Raw genomic sequence first — 16,962 nt, 5'->3', positions numbered from 1 at the left:
TCTCAGCGCGTCCGCCGCGGCCAGCGCCGCGCGCGCCGCGGCGACGAGGGTGTAGTCGGCCGACGCGGGCAGGTGCGCGCTGGCGCCGTGGCCGGGCAGGTCGAGCGCCACCAGGTCGAGGCCGGGCAGGTGCGCGGCCATCGGCAGGAAGCTCGCCGCGTTGTCGAGCCAGCCGTGCAGCGCCAGCACGGGCACGCCGCCGGACGCGGAGCGCAGGGCCGCGAGCCGCCCGAAGGCCGTGTCGAGGTGGATCTCGCGCATCAGCCCAGCTCGCGGCGCACGATGCCGGCGAGCACGCGCGCGTGCGCGGGCGAGTCGTTGAGGCAGGGGATGTAGTTCATGCGCCCGCCGGCCTGCGCGAATTCGTGCGCGAGCATCTCGGACACTTCCTCCAGCGTCTCCAGGCAGTCGACCGGAAAGCCCGGCGCGGCCACGTCGACGTCGAACACGCCGCGGCGCGCGAAGTCCTGCAGCATGGCCTGCGTGGACGGGCCGATCCATTTCTCCCTGCCGAATTGCGACTGGTAGCTCACCGACCAGTCCTGCGCCGACAGGCCGAGCGCCTGCGCGATCGCCGCAGCCGAGGCCTCGCACTGGCGCTGGTAGGGATCACCCGCATCGACCAGCCGCTGCGGCAGGCCGTGGAAGGAGAACAGCAGGTGGCGCGGACCTTCGCGGCCTTCGCGCGCGGCGCGGATGCTGTCGGCAACGGCGTCCACCCAACCGGCGTCGCGGTGGTAGTCCTCGACCATGCGCACGTCCGGCAGCGCCGCGCGCCCGACCACGTCGGTGACCGAGGCGGTGGTGGTGGTCGAGTACTGCGGGTACAGCGGCAGCACGACGACGCGGCGCGCGCCCTCCTCGCGCAGCGTCGCCAGCACGTCCTTGAGCGAAGGCCGGCGGTAGCGCATGGCCTCCACCACGCGCACGCCGGGCAGCTCGGCCTGCATCGCGCGCGCCAGCCGCCGCGTGTAGACGGCCAGCGGCGAGCCGCCGTCGGGGCCGTCGATCCAGATCGAGGCGTACTTCTTCGCCACCGGCTTGCTGCGCAGCGGCAGGATCACGAAGTGCAGCAGTGGGCACCAGATCCAGCGCGAGAGCTGCACCACCCGGTGATCGTGCAGGAACTCGGCCAGGTAGCGGCGCACGTCGCGCGACGTGGGCGCATCGGGGGTGCCGAGGTTGACCACGACCACGGCATCGAAGGGGACGGAAGCGGGCGTCATCGCCATAGCATGACAGCGGCCCCGCGCCGGCGGCGTTCCACGGCTGCACCGGCCGGGTGCGCGGGCACGGTTGCGGTGGTATTCATTCCGCCGTCACTAGCCTGACCCACCCGTTCACGGAACCGAACCATGCGCCGCCCCGTCCTTGCCGGTCTCGCCCTCGCCCTGACGCTCGCCCTCGCGCTGCCGGCCGCTGCCGGCCCCGTCGAGGACGACCGCGCCCGCAACGCCCTGCGCGTGCTGAGCGAGATCCAGAAGATCCCGGAATCGGCGATCCCGGAAAAGCTGCTGGACGAGGCGCGCGCGATCGTGATCGTGCCCGACGCGCTGAAGATCGGCCTGGTGGTCGGCGGCCGGCGCGGGCATGGGCTGCTGTCGGTGAAGACCGCCGACGGCACCTGGTCGGCGCCGAGCTTCGTCAAGCTCACCGGCGGCAGCATCGGCTTCCAGGCGGGCCTGCAGTCGGCCGACATCGTGCTCGTGTTCCGCTCCGACCGCGGCCTGGACTCCATCGTCAACGGCAAGGTCACCCTCGGCGCCGACGCCGCCGTGGCCGCCGGCCCGGTGGGCCGCAGCGCGGCGACGGCCACCGATGGCCAGCTCAAGGCCGAGATCTGGTCGTGGTCGCGCGCGCGCGGGCTGTTCGCGGGCGTGGCGCTGGACGGTGCCGTGCTTCAGATCGACGATGCCGCCAACGAGGCCGCCTACGGCCGCGATACCACGCCGCGGATGGTCTTCGAAGGCCGCGCCCGGGCCCAGCCCTCGGCGGCGCTGGTGGACTTCCGCGACGCGCTGGAGGAAGCCAGCGCCCGGGCCCGCGTCGAACGCGGTGGTGCACCCGGCACCGCCGCGCCCGTCGCCATGCCCGCGGCACCGGCGGTGGCGCCCGCCCCGGCCGCGCAGCCGCCGGCCGCGTTCGAAACCACCGAATCCCCGGTAAAGGCCGAACCGCTGCCCTGATCGGACCCCTGATCCCCTGCGGTATCCTGCAATCCTTCCTCTTCTCCTGCAGGTAGCCCCATGGGTGGTTTCAGTCTCTGGCACTGGCTGATCGTGCTGGTGATCGTGGTGCTGGTTTTCGGCACCAAGCGCCTGAAGAACGTCGGCCAGGACGTCGGCGAAGCCGTGAAGGGCTTCAAGAAGGGCCTGCGGGACGACGAGCCCGCGGCCCAGCTGCGTGACGAACGCCGCGACGAGCCGGCGCCCTCGCGCGATACGAGCGACGTCGACCGCGACCGTCGCTGACGCGCCGCGCGCGGCGCCATGTTCGACATCGGCTTCTCCGAGCTGCTGGTCATCGCCGTGGTGGCGCTGCTGGTGCTCGGCCCCGAACGCCTGCCCCGGGCCGCACGCTTCGCCGGCCTGTGGGTGCGCCGCGCGCGTGCGCAGTGGTATGCGGTGAAGTCCGAACTGGAAACCGAGCTGGCCGACGAGGAGATGCGCCGCAGCCTGCACCGCGCCCGCGAGGAGCTGCGCGAGGCGCAGGCCGCGCTCGCGCGTGACGGCGAACGCCTGCGCGAGCAGCTGCGCGACGTGGAAGCGCAGATCACGCGGCCGGCGGGCGCACCGGGCGACGCCGGCCCGGCCCGCGACGTGCACGACGACGACGCGGCGGTGGCCGCCTCGTTCGAGCATCCGCCCGCCGAGGAGCCGCGCCCCGAAGCCGATGCGCCGCGCCTGCCCGACGGACGCCCGCGCGATGTCGGTTGACGCGCCGCTGCCCCCGCGCGAGGAGGCCCCGCGCCTGCTCGACCACCTGATCGAGCTGCGCGCGCGCCTGCTGCGCGCGGTGGCCGGGCTGCTGCTGGTCTTCGTGGGCCTTCTGCCCTTCGCCCACCGCCTCTACGCCTGGCTGGCGCAGCCGCTGCTGGACAAGCTGCCCGAGGGCGGCCAACTGATCGCCACCGAGGTCGCCTCGCCCTTCTTCGCGCCGCTCAAGCTGGCCTTCGTGGTCGCGCTGATGGCCACCGTGCCCTGGCTGCTCTACCAGGCCTGGGCCTTCGTCGCGCCGGGGCTGTACCAGCGCGAGAAGCGCCTGGCGCTGCCTTTGCTGGTGACCGCGGTGGCGCTGTTCTACCTCGGCTGCGCCTTCGCCTATTTCCTGGTGCTGCCCTCGGTGTTCGGCTTCCTGGCCAACGTCACGCCCGAGGGCGTGGCGATGATGACCGACATCAACGCCTACCTGGACTTCGTGCTGGTGATCTTCATCGCCTTCGGCGCGAGCTTCGAGCTGCCCGTCGCGCTGGTCATCCTCGCCCTGCTGGGCTGGGTGACGCCGCAGCAGCTGCGCGAGGGGCGCGGTTACGCGATCGTCGGCATCTTCGTGGTCGCCGCGGTGATCACGCCGCCCGACGTGGTCAGCCAGCTGATGCTGGCGATCCCCATGTGCGTGCTCTACGAGCTCGGCATCCTCGCCGCCGGCTGGGTGGCACCGCGCCGCGAGGCCTGAGCGGGCTCAGGCCTCGAAATGCGAAGGCGGCGGCGGCGGGACGGCCGCGGCGCCGGCCTGCACGCCATGCAGCTGCTTCCAGGCCACGTACATCGACGCGGTGACCACCGGCATCAGCACCGCCATCACCAGCAGCTGCACGACCACCGCCATCGCCGCCGGCCCCAGCAGTGCGCCGACCACCGCGCCCACCAGCATCACGCCGAACTGCAGCACGATGGCGGCGATCACCAGCAGCACGAAGAACACCGCCAGCGCCGGCAGGTTGCGCGCGCAGGCGCGGAAGCTCTGCAGCATCGCGCCGAGCGCGCCGCGATCGCCGAACATCATTTCCGGGATGGCGGTGAAGTTGAAGAAGCCGGCGACGATCCCGATCACCACCGCCAGCAGCAGCCACAGCATCAGCCGCCCCAGCGGCAGGCCCTCGAGCGCAGCCGGATCCGGCTGCGTCTGGCCCTGGATCTTCTGCATGGCGACCGCGAAGGCCTCCAGCTGCGCCGGCCCGATCATCGCGAACAGCAGCACCAGCACCAGCACCATCGCGGCCACCTGCGGCAGCAACGTGGCCAGAAGGCGGGGCGCCTTGCCTTCCTGCACGCCGCGAAGCAGCTGCGCCGGCATGGCCGGGCGGCCCTGGTCGACCTCGCGCGCGGCGTAGATCAGGCCGGCGAGCAGCAGCGGGCCGATCAGGATGAAGGCCAGCTGCAGCAGCATGCCCAGCGTGATCGCGCCGCCCTGCAGGGCGATGTTGGCGACCAGCCCCAGCGCGCCGAAGATCGCGCCCAGAAGGCCCAGCCCCAGCGGGGCGCGGCGCAGCAGGCGGAAGCCTTCGACCAGCCATTCGGCGCCGGCGCTGGCCGGCACGCGGTTGATGCGATCCATCGGTGTCCTCGTCTCGGCCATGGCCGTGGTAGCTCAGGAAGAAGCGCGTGCGCCACGCGCATGGCGCACGAAGCGCCGCAGCACGCGCCGCGCGTGCGGCGTGGCGCTGACGCCGCGCTCGGTGGCGACCGGGCACAGCCCTTCGCCGCGCAGCGCGGCATGCCGCGCCCGCACGTAGCCGCGCATGTGGACGGTGCTGAATTCGGGGTGGAACTGCACGCCCCAGACCGCATCGCCCCAGCGGAAGGCGTGCACGGGGTCGTGGGCGGAACGCGCGAGCAGTGTCGCGCCCTCGGGCACGCGCAGCACGGACTGCAGGTGCGTGGCCTGTGCGGCGAAGCGGTCGGGCAGGCCGGAAAACAGCGGGTCGTCGTTGGCCGGGGCAAGGCGCTGGACCTCCACCGTGCCCATCTCGCGCCCGTCCGGATGCCAACCCACCTCGCCGCCCAGCGCGTGGGCGATCAGCTGGTGGCCATAGCAGATGCCCAGCAGCGGCAGGCCGCCATGCGCCGCCTCGCGCAGCCAGACGGCGGTGGTCTCGCTCCAGTCGTGGCGGTCGGTGACCATCGCGCCCGAGCCGGTGACGATCACGCCGGCCCAGCCATCGTGCGTGGGCAGGGGCTGGCCGCGCTCGACGTCGACCACCACGGCGGCATCGCGGCCGAGCGCGGCCGCGGTGCGGATCCAGTGCGGGAAGCCACCATGCCGGCGCATCGACGCCACGGGCTGGCCGGTTTCGAGGATGAGGAAGGGCGGGTTCATGCGCTGGGGCGATGCCTCCGGGCATCGGCTGCATGGGCGGGCACCGGGCCCTGCGGGGCCGGGCCGGGGCGACGTGGCTGCGCCATGGATGGCAGGATCGGCGATGGAAGCGACACTCGCGGCCGCGCGGACGCGAGGAAAAAGGTCGAGAAAACCCGGTGGCTATACTAGCCGGCTTTCCGCGCGCCCACACGGATCTGCGGCATGCAAGCCCCCACCTTCCAGCAACTGATCCAGCGCCTCAACGCCTTCTGGGGCGAGCAGGGCTGCGTCCTCATCCAGCCCCTCGACCTCGAGGTCGGCGCCGGCACCTTCCATCCGGCCACGTTCCTGCGCGCGCTCGGCCCGGAGCCGTGGAACGCGGCCTACGTGCAGCCGTGCCGCCGCCCCACCGACGGCCGCTACGGCGAGAACCCCAACCGCCTGCAGCGCTACTACCAGTACCAGGTGGTGATGAAGCCCTCACCACCGAACATCGTCGAGCTCTACTTCGACTCGCTCAAGGCGCTCGGCGTCGACCCGCAGGTGCACGACCTGCGCCTGGTCGAGGACAACTGGGAATCGCCCACGCTCGGCGCCTGGGGCCTGGGCTGGGAGGTCTGGCTCAACGGCATGGAGGTGACGCAGTTCACCTACTTCCAGCAGGCCGGCGGCCTGGAATGCCGCCCGGTGCTCGGCGAGATCACCTACGGCCTCGAGCGCCTGTGCATGTACCTGCAGAACGTCGACAACGTCTTCGACCTGGTCTGGACGATCGGCCCGGACGGCACGCCGGTCACCTACCGCGATGTCTACCACCAGAACGAGGTGGAGCAGAGCGCGTACAACTTCGAGCATGCCGACGTCGCCGAGCTGTTCCACCGCTTCGACGCCTGCGAGGCCGAAGCCAACAGGCTCGTCGAGCTCGGCCTGCCGCTGCCGGCCTACGACCAGGTCTGCAAGGCCAGCCACAGCTTCAACCTGCTCGACGCGCGCCGCGCGATCAGCGTGACCGAGCGCCAGCGCTACATCCTGCGCGTGCGCAGGCTGGCGCAGGGCGTGGCGCAGGCCTACTTCGCGCAGCGCGAGAAGCTGGGCTTTCCGGGCCTGAAGACGACGCCGGAGGCCGCATGATCCTGATCGGCCTGTTCGATTCGCCGTTCACCCGGCGGGTCGCCATCGCGCTCGCGCTCGCCGGCCACGCGTTCGAGCACCGCGCCTGGTCGGTGGGCGCGGACTTCGACCGCATCCGCGAGTACTCCCCGCTCGGCCGCGTGCCGGTGCTGGTGCTCGACGACGGCGAGGTGCTCACCGAGTCCTCCGCCATCCTCGACTGGCTCGAGCACGAGCATCCGCAGCTCGGCCTGCTGCCGGCCACGGGCGCGGCGCGCCGCGAGGCGCTGCGCCTGATCGGGCTCGCGAGCGGCGCGGCCGACCGCGGCGTGGCGATGGTGCTCGAACGCATCTTCCATCGCCCGGAGGCACGCTCCGAGGCCTTCCTCGCGCGCGGCGCGGTGCAGGTCGAGGGCGCGCTCGCCGCACTCGATGCAGCCCGCGCGGCCCGCGCGGGCCGGTGGCTGGTGGGCGAGGCGATGACGCTGGCTGACATCACCGTCGCCTGCTACGCCACCTACCTCAAAGACGCGGTGCCCGCGGATCTGTCGCGCTGGCCCGCGCTCGCCGCGTTTGTTGCACGCTGCGAGGCGCTCGACGTGTTCAGGCGTCACTACGCCCCGTTCTACGTCCCCAAGCCCAAGGGTGCGCAAGCATGAGCTCGTCGGCGGCGTCGGCGGGCTACGTCACCTTCCTGTTCGGCGTGTTCTGCGCGTACTGGGCGCAGACCACCTCGCGCAATCCCTGGCTGTGGTTCTTCTTCGGCTGGATCCTGGCGCCGGTGGCCGGGCTGGTGCTGCTGTGGAAGAACGCCAACGACCGCCCCATGCCCCGCAACCTCGATGAGCGTGGCCGCGACGACCTGCTCGCGGTACGCAAGGACGTCCCATGAGCGCCATGAAGCCCCTGCTGATCGAACTCGGCACCGAGGAACTGCCCGTCAAGGCGCTGCCGGGCCTGGCGCAGGCGTTCTTCGACGGCGTCCTCGCCGGGCTGGACAGGCGCGGCGTCGCGCTCGACCGCACCGGCGCCAAGCCGCTGTACACGCCGCGCCGGCTCGCCGTCGCGCTGCCTGCCGTTGCGGAAACGCAGCCGGAGCAGAAGTCCGAAGTGCTAGGCCCCTACCTCAACGTCGCGCTCGACGCCGAGGGCCAGCCCACGCGCGCGCTGCAGGGCTTCGCGCAGAAGGCCGGTGTCGAGTGGACGCAGCTCGAGCGCACCACCGACGCCAGGGGCGAGCGCTTCGTGCATCGCGCGGTGAAGCCCGGCGCGCGCACCGCCGAGCTGCTGGCGGACGTGCTGTCGGAGGCGGTCGCCGCCATGCCCATCCCCAAGCCCATGCGCTGGGGCGCCAACGATTTCGGCTTCGCGCGCCCGGTGCACTGGCTGGTGGTGCTGCACGGCGGGGACATCGTCGACGTGGACCTGCTGGGCGTGCGCAGCGACCGCATGAGCCGCGGCCACCGCTTCATGTTCGACCGGCCGGTGTGGTTCACCTCGCCGCTCGATTACGTCGAGTCGCTGCGCGCGGCCAAGGTGCTGGTCGATCCCGACGAGCGCCGCGCGCGCATCCGCGCCGAGGTCGAGCGCGCGGCGGCGGACGCCGGCGGCAGCGCACGCATCGACGCGGGCATCCTCGAGGAAGTGAACGGCCTGGTCGAATGGCCCAAGGCCATCCTCTGCGGCTTCCCGCGCGAGTTCCTCGCCGTGCCGCAGGAGGCACTGATCGCCACGATGGAGGCGAACCAGAAGTTCTTCCCGGTGCTCGACGCGGAGGGCCGGCTGTCGGAGCGGTTCGTCGGCGTCGCCAACATCGAGTCCAAGGACGAGGACGAGGTGCGCAAGGGCTACGAGCGCGTGATCCGCCCGCGCTTTGCCGACGCGAAGTTCTTCTTCGACGAGGACCTCAAGCAGGGCCTGAGCGCGATGGGCGAGGGCCTGTCCAGCGTCACCTACCAGGCCAAGCTCGGCACGATCGCCGACAAGGCCGCGCGCATCGCGAGGCTCGCCGAGTCCATCGCCAGCGGGGCCGGCGTCGATCCCGCGCTCGCCCGGCGCGCCGCGCTGCTGTCGAAGAACGACCTGCAGTCGCGCATGGTGGGCGAGTTCCCGGAGCTGCAGGGCATCGCGGGCCGCGTCTACGCGCTGCACGACGCGGCGCTGGCCGACGTGGGCGATGCGGAGCGGTTCGAGCTCGCGCAGGCGCTGGACGAGATCTACATGCCGCGGCATGCCGGCGACGGCATCGCGCCGTCGAAGCTGGGGCAGGTGCTGGCGATCGCCGAGCGCCTGGACACGCTGGCCGGGGGTTTCGCCGCCGGCCTGCGCCCGACCGGCAACAAGGACCCGTTCGCCCTGCGCCGCAACGCGCTGGGCCTGGCGCGCACGCTGCTGGAGGGCGGGCACGACCTCGTGCTGCACGAGCTCGTCGAGCGGGCGGTCGCGCTGCAGCCCGTGCAGGCGCCGGACGTGGGCGCCTACGACATCACCCACTTCGTCTACGACCGCCTGCGCGGCTACTACGCCGACCGTGGCGCGGCGCCGCAGCAGTTCGACGCCGTGCTCAACGCGGTGCACGAGTCGCTGCCGGATTTCGATGCGCGCGTGCAGGCCGTGCGCGAATTCGTGAGGCTGCCGGAAGCCGAGGCACTGGCCGCGGCCAACAAGCGCATCCGCAACATCCTGCGCAAGGCCGAGGGCGAAGTGGCGAGCACGGTGGACGCCTCGCGCTTCACGGAGGAGGCCGAGCGCGACCTGGCTCGGGCACTGGCGGGCGCGGTGGCCGACACCGACCCGCTGCTCGATCGGCGCGACTACGCCGCGGTGCTCGCGCGGCTGGCGCAGCTGCGCCCGGTGGTCGATACGTTCTTCGACAGGGTGATGGTCAACGTCGAGGACGCGGCCGTGCGCCGCAATCGCCTCGCGCTGCTGCAGCAATTGGCCGACCGCCTGGGCAGCGTGGCGGCGATCGAGCACCTGTCGATCGCGCAAGGCGCGCAAGGTTGATCTGAACGCGCCCTGTCGCCCCAACGCGCCGCCGCGCGCTGCGTAATCCGCTCGCCGGCCTCCTGCCGCCGCGCTGCCGCCGCACGTGCGGGGCGTGCTTGTGTCGACACACGGCGAGCACGGCGACGCACCACCGTCGCCGTGCGTCTTTGCGACTGACCCCAGGCGCACGCGGCCGGCCGTCTCCCACGCGCACGTGCTTGCCGCGCGGCCGGGCGACACCGGCTTTCGGTGACGCGCACCCGTCCAACGCAGTCAACATTGCGTGAAACCCCACTGAAAACACGCATCCGCCGCGTCACGGCCGCCTTGACGGCACGCTCGCTATGCTGAATGCATGCACGTCGATTCCCGCGGCCGCTTCGGCCTCCTGATGATCCTCGCAGGCTGCAGCATGCCCGCGCACGCGGTCGAGATCGCGCGCGTCGACGTGCGCGGACTGGATGCGGCGATGACCGAGAACGTCGTCAACTCGCTCTCGCTGACCGACGAGGTGGGCAGCGACGTATCCGACCGCCGCCTCGAATACCTGCTGGAGGAAGCCGAAAGCGAGGCGCGCGAGGCGCTGGAGCCGTTCGGCTACTACGATCCGGTGGTGCGCGTCACCCGCGAGGGCGCGACGGTGGCCATCGACATCACGCCCGGCGAGCCGGTGCGCGTGCGCAGTCGCGAGGTCGCGGTGCGCGGCCCGGCCGGCGAGGAGGAGGTGCTGCAGGACGACCTGGCCGCCTTCGTGCCCGAGGTGGGCGACGTCTTCGACCACCGCCTCTACGAGGCCAGCAAGAGCCGCATCAGCCGGCGCCTGTCCGAGCGCGGCTATTTCGAGGCCGAGTTCACCGCGCGCCGCGTCGAAGTCACGCGCGCCACGCGCAGCGCCGACATCGACCTGGCCTGGAACAGCGGCGAGCGCTACCGCATGGGCACGGCGACGTTCCTGCAGACGCCGCGGCCGGTGGTCTACGACCGGCTGCTGCACAAGCTGGTCAACTGGACGCCGGGCCAGCCCTACCACCAGGAGCGCATCGAGCGCCTGCGCGATTCGCTGCAGCGCCTGGAGTACTTCGCCACCATCGACATCGAGCCGCAGATCGAGAACGCGCCCGAGCGCCAGGTGCCGATCAGCGTCACGCTCACGCCGGCCAAGCGCAGCGTCTACACCGCGGGCGTGAGCTACGGCTCCGACAGTGGCGCGGGCGTGCGCCTGGGCACCGAGCACCGCTACGTGAACATGCGCGGCCACAAGGCGTTGACCGCACTGGACTGGGCGCAGCGGCGCAAGACGCTGACGCTGCAGTACCGCATCCCCGCCTTCGCCTGGCTGGACGGCTGGTACACCGCCAGCCTGCAGATGGCCGACGAGCAGACCGACTGGATCGACAACCGCCGCGTGGAGTTCGTGGCCAGCCGCAGCGGCCAGGTGAACCTGGAGCTGCAGGCGGTGGCCTCGCTGCACGTGCTGCGCGAGCGCTGGGCCTACGCGGCCGAGCAGGACCTGCGCGCCGACACCCCGCCCGACTACCGCTACGCCTCGTTCACCTATCCCTCGTTCCGCGCCGAGTACACGCGCGTGGACGACCGCCTGCTCCCGCGCAACGGCTTCGCCGCCACGGCCATGCTGCGCGGCGGCGTGGGCACCGCCGGCGAAGGCGAGGACGACACCTTCGTGCAGCTGCACGGCACGGTGCGCTGGTTCCGCGGGCTGGGCGAGCGCAGCCGCATCATCCTGCGCGGCGAGCGCGGCATGACCCGGCTGGACACCCCCATCGGCACGCTGCCGCCGAGCCTGCGCTTCCACGCCGGCGGCGAGCGCAGCATCCGCGGCTATGCCTGGCGCGAAGTGGGCCCGCGCCTTCGCAACGGCGACGAGCGCTTCGCGGTGGGCGCGCGCCACGTAGTCACCGGCTCGGTCGAGTTCGAGAGCTACCTCAACGACCGCTGGGGCTGGGCCGCCTTCGTCGATGCCGGCAGCGCCTACAACCACCGGCCCGACATCCACACCGGCGTAGGCTTCGGCCTGCGCTGGCGCTCGCCGGTGGGGCCGATCCGCATCGACGTCGCCCGCGGGCTGAAGAACCCCGAGTCGCCCTTCCAGATCTACCTGGGCCTGGGAGCCGAGCTGTGAGCCCGCTGCCCGACGCGCGCCAGCCCCGCGAAGGCGAACCCACGCCCGAGGAGCGCGAGGCGCGCATCCGCGAACTGCGCGAAAAGCGCCATGCGCGCGCGCGGAAGATCGCGCTGCGCAGCGCGGCCACGTTCGGCGTCGTCGGCATTCTGGTGGTGGGCCTGCTCTGGTGGCTGCTGACCACCGTGGCCGGGCGCGACGTGCTGCTGGCGCAGATCAAGGCGCGCCTGCCCGACAACGCCAGCTTCGAATGGCAGCGCGCGGAAGGCCCCGCATCGGGCCCGATGACGTTGCACGGCGTGCGCTTTGCCTGGGACGAGCTGAGCTTCACCGCGCAGCGCATCACGCTTGATCCCGCGCTGCGACCGCTGCTGGGGCGCCGGCTGCGGCTCGACGCGATGGTCGTGCAGGGCGCGACGCTCGACCTGCCGCCCAGCAAGGAGCCCTTCAAGCTGCCCGCCTGGCCCGAGGTGCTGCCGGCGGTCAACCCGCCGCTGGCACTGCAGGCCGACACCATCGAGATCGACGGCCTGCGCATCACCCGCCAGCAGGCCCCGTTGATCGACATCCGCCGCGTACGCGGCGGGATCACGGCCGACCGCGGGCGCCTGCACCTGGAGAAGGTGGGCGTCGACAGCGATCGCGGCGACTTCGTGCTGCACGGCGACTACGTGCCGGCGGAGAACTACCGCACCGACCTGGTCGCCACCGCGCTGGTGCCGCTGCCCGACAGCCGCGTGCCGCTGCGGCTGGGGCTGGTGGCCCGCGGCGACCTCGACGCCCTGAACGTGGGCCTGGCCGGCGCCGCGCCCGCGCCCTTGCGCGCCACGCTGGAGCTGCGCGGCGCCGACGTGCCGCGCTGGCAGCTGCGCGCGCAGACCTCGGGCCTGGACCTGGGCGCGCTCACCGGCGCGCCGGTGGCGGATGCGCCGGTGTGGGTGGGCCACCTGCGCGCCGATGGCGTGGGCGGGCGCATGACGCTCTCGGGCGAAGCCACGCAGGGGCCGACGCGCATCGCGATCCGCCCGTCGAAGCTCGTGCTGGAGGAGCAGGTGCTGGCGTTCGCGCCGCTGGATCTGGACGTGCTCGGCGGCCGCGTGCGCGTGCGCGGGCGCGGCGACTTCGGCGAACGCCTGGACACCCGCGTCGACTACGCGGTGCTGGCGCGCGGCCTGCGCTGGGGCGAAGGCGCCTCGCAGGTGCGTGCCGACGGCGAGTTCGGCATCGCCGGCACGCAGCGGGACTGGGCCGTGGTGGGCCGCGCGCGGCTGGCGCGCAATGGCCGGCAGGCGGCGCTCGACCTCACCGGCGTGGGCCGGCGCGCGCAGCTCACGGTGCAGCGGCTGGCCGCGCGCATGCCCAGCGGCACGCTCGCCGCCAACGGGCGCGTGACCTGGCGGCCGGAGCTTGCCTGGAACCTGCATGCGCGGCTGGCCGGCTTCGACCCCGGCTACTTCGCACCCGGCTGGGACGGCGCGCTGCACGGCCCGTTCGCCACCACCGGCCGGCGGCCGGCCGGCGGCGAGCTGGTGGCGCACGTGGAGATTCCGCGGCTGGGCGGGCGCCTGCGCGACCGCCGCGTCGGCGCCAGCGGCACGGTCGACATCCGCGGCGGGCGCACCTCGGGCCTGCTCGCGCTGGCGGTCGACCGCGGCCGCGCGCGCGTGCAGGGCTCGGTGGCCACCGTGCCGGCGCTGCACTGGGATGCCCATGTGCACCTGGACGACTTCGATCCGGCCTTCCTCGTCGCCGGCTGGCCCGGCGCGGTCGATGCGCAGCTGACCACGCGCGGCCGTCGCCTGCCCGCGCCGCCGGGCCGCACCGGCGGCCTGGAAGCGCGCTTCGACGTGCCGCGCATCGGCGGCTCGCTGCGCGGGCGCGCCCTGGCCGGCAGCGGCACCGCGGTGCTGCGCGGCGACGACATCGAAGGCCACGTGCAGCTGGCCGCCGGTGCAAGCCGCCTCGACGCGCGTGGGCGCATCGGCGACCGGCTCGACATCGACGCGCGCCTGTCGCCGGTGAACCTGCAGGACCTGCTGCCCGATGCGCGCGGCACCTTCCGCGGCAGCCTGCGCATCACCGGCCCGCGCGACGCGCCGGACATCGCGGCCGACCTCACCGGCCGCGACGCCGCCTACGGCAGCTACCGCATCGCCGCGCTCACCGCGCGCGGCCATCTGCCCTGGAGCGCACGCGCAGGCTCCGGCGCGCTCGTGCTGCGTGGCAGCGGGCTGCAGCTGGGCCTGCCGTTCGATTCGCTCAACGTGGACGCACGCGGCGCGGTGGAAGCGCTGCGCCTGACGGCCGACGCACGCGGCGGCTTCGGGCAGATCGCGCTCGCCGGCAGCACGCGCCGGCAGAACGGCGACTGGCTGGCCACGCTGTCGGCGCTGCGGCTCTCGCCCACGCGCGGCGCGGCCTGGTCGCTGACCGGGCCGGCGAGCCTGCGTGCCGGCTCCGGGCGCTTCGCGGTCTCGAACGCCTGCCTGGCCTCCGGCGGCGGCGGCTCGCTCTGCGCGAATGCCGACTGGCCGCGGCGCGGCCTCGACGTCACCGGCCGCGGCGTGCCGCTCACCCTGCTCACCTCCTACCTGCCCGAGCAGGCCGGCACCGAGCGCCGCTGGCAGCCACGGGGCGACCTGAACGTCGATGCGCGCATCCGTCCGGTCGGCGGCAGCTGGCGCGGGCAGGCCACGATCACCTCGCCCACGGGCGGCTTCCGCCTCGATCCCGCGCACCGCGCCGAGCTCGTGACCTGGTCGAACCTGCGCCTGTCGGGCAGCTTCGACCCGCAGCGCGTGGATTTCGACCTCGCCGCCGCGCTCGACGGCGACGGCCGGCTGCGTGCCGACATCGCCACCGGCTTCGCGCCGCATGCGCCGCTGTCGGGCCGCGTCGAGCTCGACACCACCGAGCTCACCTTCCTGGAGCTGTTCTCGCCCGACATCGTGGACCCGCGCGGGCGGCTGTCGGCGCAGCTGCGGCTGTCGGGCACGCGCGCGGTGCCGCTGCTGGGCGGGCAGGCGCGGCTGGCCGGATTCACCACCGAGCTGCCCGCGCTCGGCATCGAACTCAGCGAAGGCACGGCCACGCTGGTCGCCCGCGAGGACGGCAGCGCGCGCATCGACGGCCGCGTGCGCTCGGGGGAGGGCTTCCTCGCCATCGACGGGGATCTGGCCTGGCGGCGCACCGGCGCGCCGCTGCTGCTGAACCTGCGCGGCCGCAACGTGGAGGTGGCCGACACCCGCCAGCTGCGCGCGGTGGTCGACCCGGACATCCAGGTGCGCGTGGTGCCCAGCGAGCCCGTCACCGTCAGCGGCGAGGTGGTGGTGCCCTCGGGCCTGGTGCAGCTCGAGCGGCTGGAGCGCCGGGTCAAGGTCTCGCCGGACGTGGTGGTGCTGGACCCGGTCGAGCCGGTGGCCACCGCCAAGCCGAAGACGCCGCTGATCCTCGACTTCACGCTGGTGGCCGGCAACGACGTGCGCCTGCAGGGGTTCGGCCTCGACGGCCGCGTGCAGGGCCGCATGCAGGTGCGCACGCGCCCCGGGCGGCCGCTGCTGGCGACCGGGCAGATGGACGTGAGCGGCCGCTACGTCGCCTATGGCCAGCGCCTGGAGATCACGCGCGGGCGGCTGAGCTGGAACGCCGATGCGATCGGCGACCCGCGCCTGGACATCCGCGCCGAGCGGCGGATCGGCGAGGTCACCGCGGGCATCGACGTGCGGGGTCGGGCCTCGCTGCCGCGCGCGAACGTGTGGTCGAGCACCGGGCAGACGCAGTCGGAGGCGCTGAGCTACCTCGCGCTGGGCCGGCCCATCGGCACGCTGGGCGCCGAGCAGGGGCGGCAGGTGAGCGCGGCCGGCGCGGCGCTGTCGGCGGGCGGCAGCATCCTCGCCGCGGAGCTGGGCTCGCGCATCGGCCTGGACGATGCCGGCGTGATCGAGAGCCGCACGCTGGGCGGCAGCGTGTTCGGCATCGGCAAGTACCTGTCGCCGCGCCTGTACGTGGGGTACGGCGTCTCGCTGCTCGGCACCGGCCACGTGCTCACGCTGCGCTACCTGCTCGAGCGCGGCTTCGACGTGGAGATCGAATCCGGTTCGGTGGAGACGCGCGGCTCGCTGAACTGGCGCAAGGAGAAGTAGCCCCGGGCACAGCCGGAGGCCGCATCCGGCCGGCACATGGGCCATCGAGCGTGGGGGCGCCGATCGCGCGACGACGCGCATCGCGGGTGCGCTCCGCTCGGCCGGAGCCGCGGGCTTCGTCACGTCGCCTGGGCCGGGCCGGGGCCGCGGCGCGACGGCACCGGCATGTGGGGCGCCGTTGCAATGCCTGTCGTGCACCGGCGGCGCTCGCGTCCGCACGTGCCGCGCCCGGCGGCGGCGCGGACACCTGCGGATCACGCGGCGTGGCGGGCCGCGGCGCTAGGCTGCGGTCATCGCCACGGGAGCCCGCCATGAGCACGCTCAGGAACGACCAGCCGGCCAACGAGGAAGTGCGGCACGAAGCCGGCGAGCTGCGCAAGCCGCTCGATCGACATGACCAGCCCGAACAGGGCGGGGCGCACTGGGCGCCGGACGACGGCCACATGCGCGACCTGCGGCGCGATCCCGCCGCCGAGCCGCGCACCGAGACCGCGCCCGGGGCGGCCCCCGGTACGGGCGGGGTGGCCGATCGCTGAGGCCTTCCCGAGCAGCGGTGCGGCCCCGCCGCGCGGCCGGCGGGGCTAGGCGGTGGCGGCCTCGCGCTCGCCGCGACGCGCCAGGATCGCCTCCAGCGACTGCGGCTTGGCGAAGAAGTAGCCCTGCCCGAGTTCGCAGCCCAGCTCCAGCAGTGCGCGGCGCTGGCTCTCGGTCTCGATGCCCTCGGCCACCACTTCCATGCGCTGGCTGCGCGACAGCGCCAGGATCGCGCGCACCACCGCGGTGCTGGCGCCTTCCTCGGTGGGCTTGAGGTCGCCCACGAAGGACCGGTCGATCTTGAGCGTCTGCATCTGGAAGCGGTGCAGGTAGCTCAGCGAGGAATAGCCGGTGCCGAAATCGTCCAGGGCAACGTGGATGCCCGCCGCGTGCAGGCGCTGGAACACGCGGCCGACCTGCTCGGGGTTTTCCAGCAGCGCGCCCTCGGTGATCTCGATGCGTACCTGCGCCGGCTGCACGCCGTGCAGGCGGATCAGCGCCAGGAAGCGCTCGTCCAGGTCGGGCGAGCGGAAGTGGCGCGGCGAGAGGTTGAGGTTGACGTACTGGCCCGGCTCCAGGAGCTCCGGGATCATCTGCAGGGCCTGCTCGAACACCTGCCAGTCCAGCGCTTCCATGTTGCCGCTGGCTTCGGCCACCTGCAGGAAGGCCCCCGGCGCCAGCACGCCACGCTCGGGATGGTTCCAGCGCATCAGCGCCTCGTAGCCGACCACGCCGCCATCCGACAGC

16 protein-coding genes are annotated in these 16,962 nt (G+C 73.2%); 11 read left to right on the top strand and 5 right to left on the bottom strand.

Annotation, left to right across the window (positions count from 1 at the left end; translation table 11 throughout):
• Positions 1-261, bottom strand: a 261-nt coding sequence (locus EYQ95_RS24290; RefSeq protein ID WP_132331454.1) for an alpha/beta fold hydrolase, incomplete at its 3' end; no start/stop codon positions are given.
• Positions 261-1,226 (bottom strand): ferrochelatase, encoded by a 966-nt coding sequence (gene hemH, locus EYQ95_RS24285; protein ID WP_132331458.1) that lies wholly within the window; start codon positions 1,224-1,226, stop codon positions 261-263. The genes EYQ95_RS24290 and hemH, both read right to left, overlap by 1 nt.
• Positions 1,227-1,355: 129 nt before the next feature.
• Between hemH and EYQ95_RS24280 the strand changes: the two genes are divergently transcribed.
• From EYQ95_RS24280 to tatC, 4 genes are read left to right on the top strand one after another with little or no spacing between them, the layout of a single operon-like run.
• On the top strand, positions 1,356-2,186 hold the full coding sequence (locus EYQ95_RS24280; RefSeq protein WP_132331452.1) for a lipid-binding SYLF domain-containing protein: 831 nt from the start codon (positions 1,356-1,358) through the stop codon (positions 2,184-2,186).
• A 60-nt stretch (positions 2,187-2,246) separates the two neighbouring features.
• Positions 2,247-2,471 carry a Sec-independent protein translocase subunit TatA gene (gene tatA, locus EYQ95_RS24275; RefSeq protein WP_132331450.1) on the top strand — a complete coding sequence of 75 codons (225 nt, stop codon included), beginning with the start codon at positions 2,247-2,249 and terminating at the stop codon, positions 2,469-2,471.
• An 18-nt stretch (positions 2,472-2,489) separates the two neighbouring features.
• A complete protein-coding gene (gene tatB / locus EYQ95_RS24270; RefSeq protein WP_132331448.1) occupies positions 2,490-2,936 on the top strand; it encodes a Sec-independent protein translocase protein TatB in 447 nt (148 codons plus the stop codon).
• Complete coding sequence (tatC, locus tag EYQ95_RS24265) at positions 2,926-3,675, top strand: twin-arginine translocase subunit TatC (RefSeq protein WP_132331446.1); 750 nt, start codon at positions 2,926-2,928, stop codon at positions 3,673-3,675. Before tatB ends, tatC begins: the two co-directional genes overlap by 11 nt.
• 6 nt (positions 3,676-3,681) lie before the next feature.
• Here the strand turns inward: tatC and EYQ95_RS24260 are convergent, their stop codons facing one another.
• Both EYQ95_RS24260 and EYQ95_RS24255 read right to left on the bottom strand, forming a co-directional pair.
• Entirely contained in the window at positions 3,682-4,557 is an 876-nt protein-coding gene (locus EYQ95_RS24260) for a BPSS1780 family membrane protein (protein ID WP_132331444.1), read from the bottom strand.
• A 33-nt stretch (positions 4,558-4,590) separates the two neighbouring features.
• Positions 4,591-5,319: a glutamine amidotransferase gene (locus EYQ95_RS24255; RefSeq protein ID WP_132331442.1), complete on the bottom strand. Its 729-nt coding sequence runs from the start codon at positions 5,317-5,319 to the stop codon at positions 4,591-4,593.
• A gap of 204 nt (positions 5,320-5,523) precedes the next feature.
• Here EYQ95_RS24255 and glyQ point away from each other — a divergent pair, with 204 nt between their 5' ends.
• The 7 genes from glyQ to EYQ95_RS24220 all read left to right on the top strand — a co-directional run bounded on the left by glyQ (position 5,524) and on the right by EYQ95_RS24220 (position 16,217).
• Positions 5,524-6,432 carry a glycine--tRNA ligase subunit alpha gene (gene glyQ / locus EYQ95_RS24250; RefSeq protein WP_132331440.1) on the top strand — a complete coding sequence of 303 codons (909 nt, stop codon included), beginning with the start codon at positions 5,524-5,526 and terminating at the stop codon, positions 6,430-6,432.
• The gene (locus EYQ95_RS24245) at positions 6,429-7,070 is read left to right on the top strand and encodes a glutathione S-transferase family protein (RefSeq protein ID WP_132331438.1); all 642 of its coding nucleotides are present in this window, start codon (positions 6,429-6,431) and stop codon (positions 7,068-7,070) included. Before glyQ ends, EYQ95_RS24245 begins: the two co-directional genes overlap by 4 nt.
• A complete protein-coding gene (locus tag EYQ95_RS24240; protein WP_132331436.1) occupies positions 7,067-7,303 on the top strand; it encodes a hypothetical protein in 237 nt (78 codons plus the stop codon). Before EYQ95_RS24245 ends, EYQ95_RS24240 begins: the two co-directional genes overlap by 4 nt.
• Entirely contained in the window at positions 7,300-9,417 is a 2,118-nt protein-coding gene (gene glyS, locus EYQ95_RS24235) for a glycine--tRNA ligase subunit beta (RefSeq protein WP_132331434.1), read from the top strand. The genes EYQ95_RS24240 and glyS overlap by 4 nt, the downstream gene beginning before the upstream one ends.
• Before the next feature lie 337 nt (positions 9,418-9,754).
• Positions 9,755-11,539: an autotransporter assembly complex family protein gene (locus EYQ95_RS24230; RefSeq protein ID WP_243700062.1), complete on the top strand. Its 1,785-nt coding sequence runs from the start codon at positions 9,755-9,757 to the stop codon at positions 11,537-11,539.
• Positions 11,536-15,681 (top strand): translocation/assembly module TamB domain-containing protein, encoded by a 4,146-nt coding sequence (locus EYQ95_RS24225; protein WP_132331432.1) that lies wholly within the window; start codon positions 11,536-11,538, stop codon positions 15,679-15,681. The genes EYQ95_RS24230 and EYQ95_RS24225 overlap by 4 nt, the downstream gene beginning before the upstream one ends.
• A 311-nt stretch (positions 15,682-15,992) precedes the next feature.
• Complete coding sequence (locus EYQ95_RS24220; protein ID WP_132331430.1) at positions 15,993-16,217, top strand: hypothetical protein; 225 nt, start codon at positions 15,993-15,995, stop codon at positions 16,215-16,217.
• Between the two features lie 45 nt (positions 16,218-16,262).
• Here EYQ95_RS24220 and EYQ95_RS24215 read toward each other — a convergent pair.
• Positions 16,263-16,962 (bottom strand): EAL domain-containing protein (locus tag EYQ95_RS24215; protein ID WP_207916643.1); only part of this gene is annotated, 700 nt, incomplete at its 5' end.

It is taken from the genome of Lysobacter sp. N42 (assembly GCF_004344885.1).
The sequence above is the reverse complement of the archived record's forward strand: the minus strand, read 5'-3'. Positions and strand labels throughout refer to the sequence as shown.

Coding starts and splice junctions, on each gene's coding strand:
- tatC (WP_132331446.1), top strand. CDS start 2,926: ATGTCGGTTGACGCGCCGCTGCCCCCGCGCGAGGAGGCCCCGCGCCTG.
- EYQ95_RS24240 (WP_132331436.1), top strand. CDS start 7,067: ATGAGCTCGTCGGCGGCGTCGGCGGGCTACGTCACCTTCCTGTTCGGC.
- tatA (WP_132331450.1), top strand. CDS start 2,247: ATGGGTGGTTTCAGTCTCTGGCACTGGCTGATCGTGCTGGTGATCGTG.
- glyS (WP_132331434.1), top strand. CDS start 7,300: ATGAGCGCCATGAAGCCCCTGCTGATCGAACTCGGCACCGAGGAACTG.
- EYQ95_RS24280 (WP_132331452.1), top strand. CDS start 1,356: ATGCGCCGCCCCGTCCTTGCCGGTCTCGCCCTCGCCCTGACGCTCGCC.
- glyQ (WP_132331440.1), top strand. CDS start 5,524: ATGCAAGCCCCCACCTTCCAGCAACTGATCCAGCGCCTCAACGCCTTC.
- EYQ95_RS24260 (WP_132331444.1), bottom strand. CDS start 4,557: ATGGATCGCATCAACCGCGTGCCGGCCAGCGCCGGCGCCGAATGGCTG.
- EYQ95_RS24230 (WP_243700062.1), top strand. CDS start 9,755: ATGCACGTCGATTCCCGCGGCCGCTTCGGCCTCCTGATGATCCTCGCA.
- EYQ95_RS24220 (WP_132331430.1), top strand. CDS start 15,993: ATGAGCACGCTCAGGAACGACCAGCCGGCCAACGAGGAAGTGCGGCAC.
- EYQ95_RS24255 (WP_132331442.1), bottom strand. CDS start 5,319: ATGAACCCGCCCTTCCTCATCCTCGAAACCGGCCAGCCCGTGGCGTCG.
- EYQ95_RS24245 (WP_132331438.1), top strand. CDS start 6,429: ATGATCCTGATCGGCCTGTTCGATTCGCCGTTCACCCGGCGGGTCGCC.
- tatB (WP_132331448.1), top strand. CDS start 2,490: ATGTTCGACATCGGCTTCTCCGAGCTGCTGGTCATCGCCGTGGTGGCG.
- hemH (WP_132331458.1), bottom strand. CDS start 1,226: ATGACGCCCGCTTCCGTCCCCTTCGATGCCGTGGTCGTGGTCAACCTC.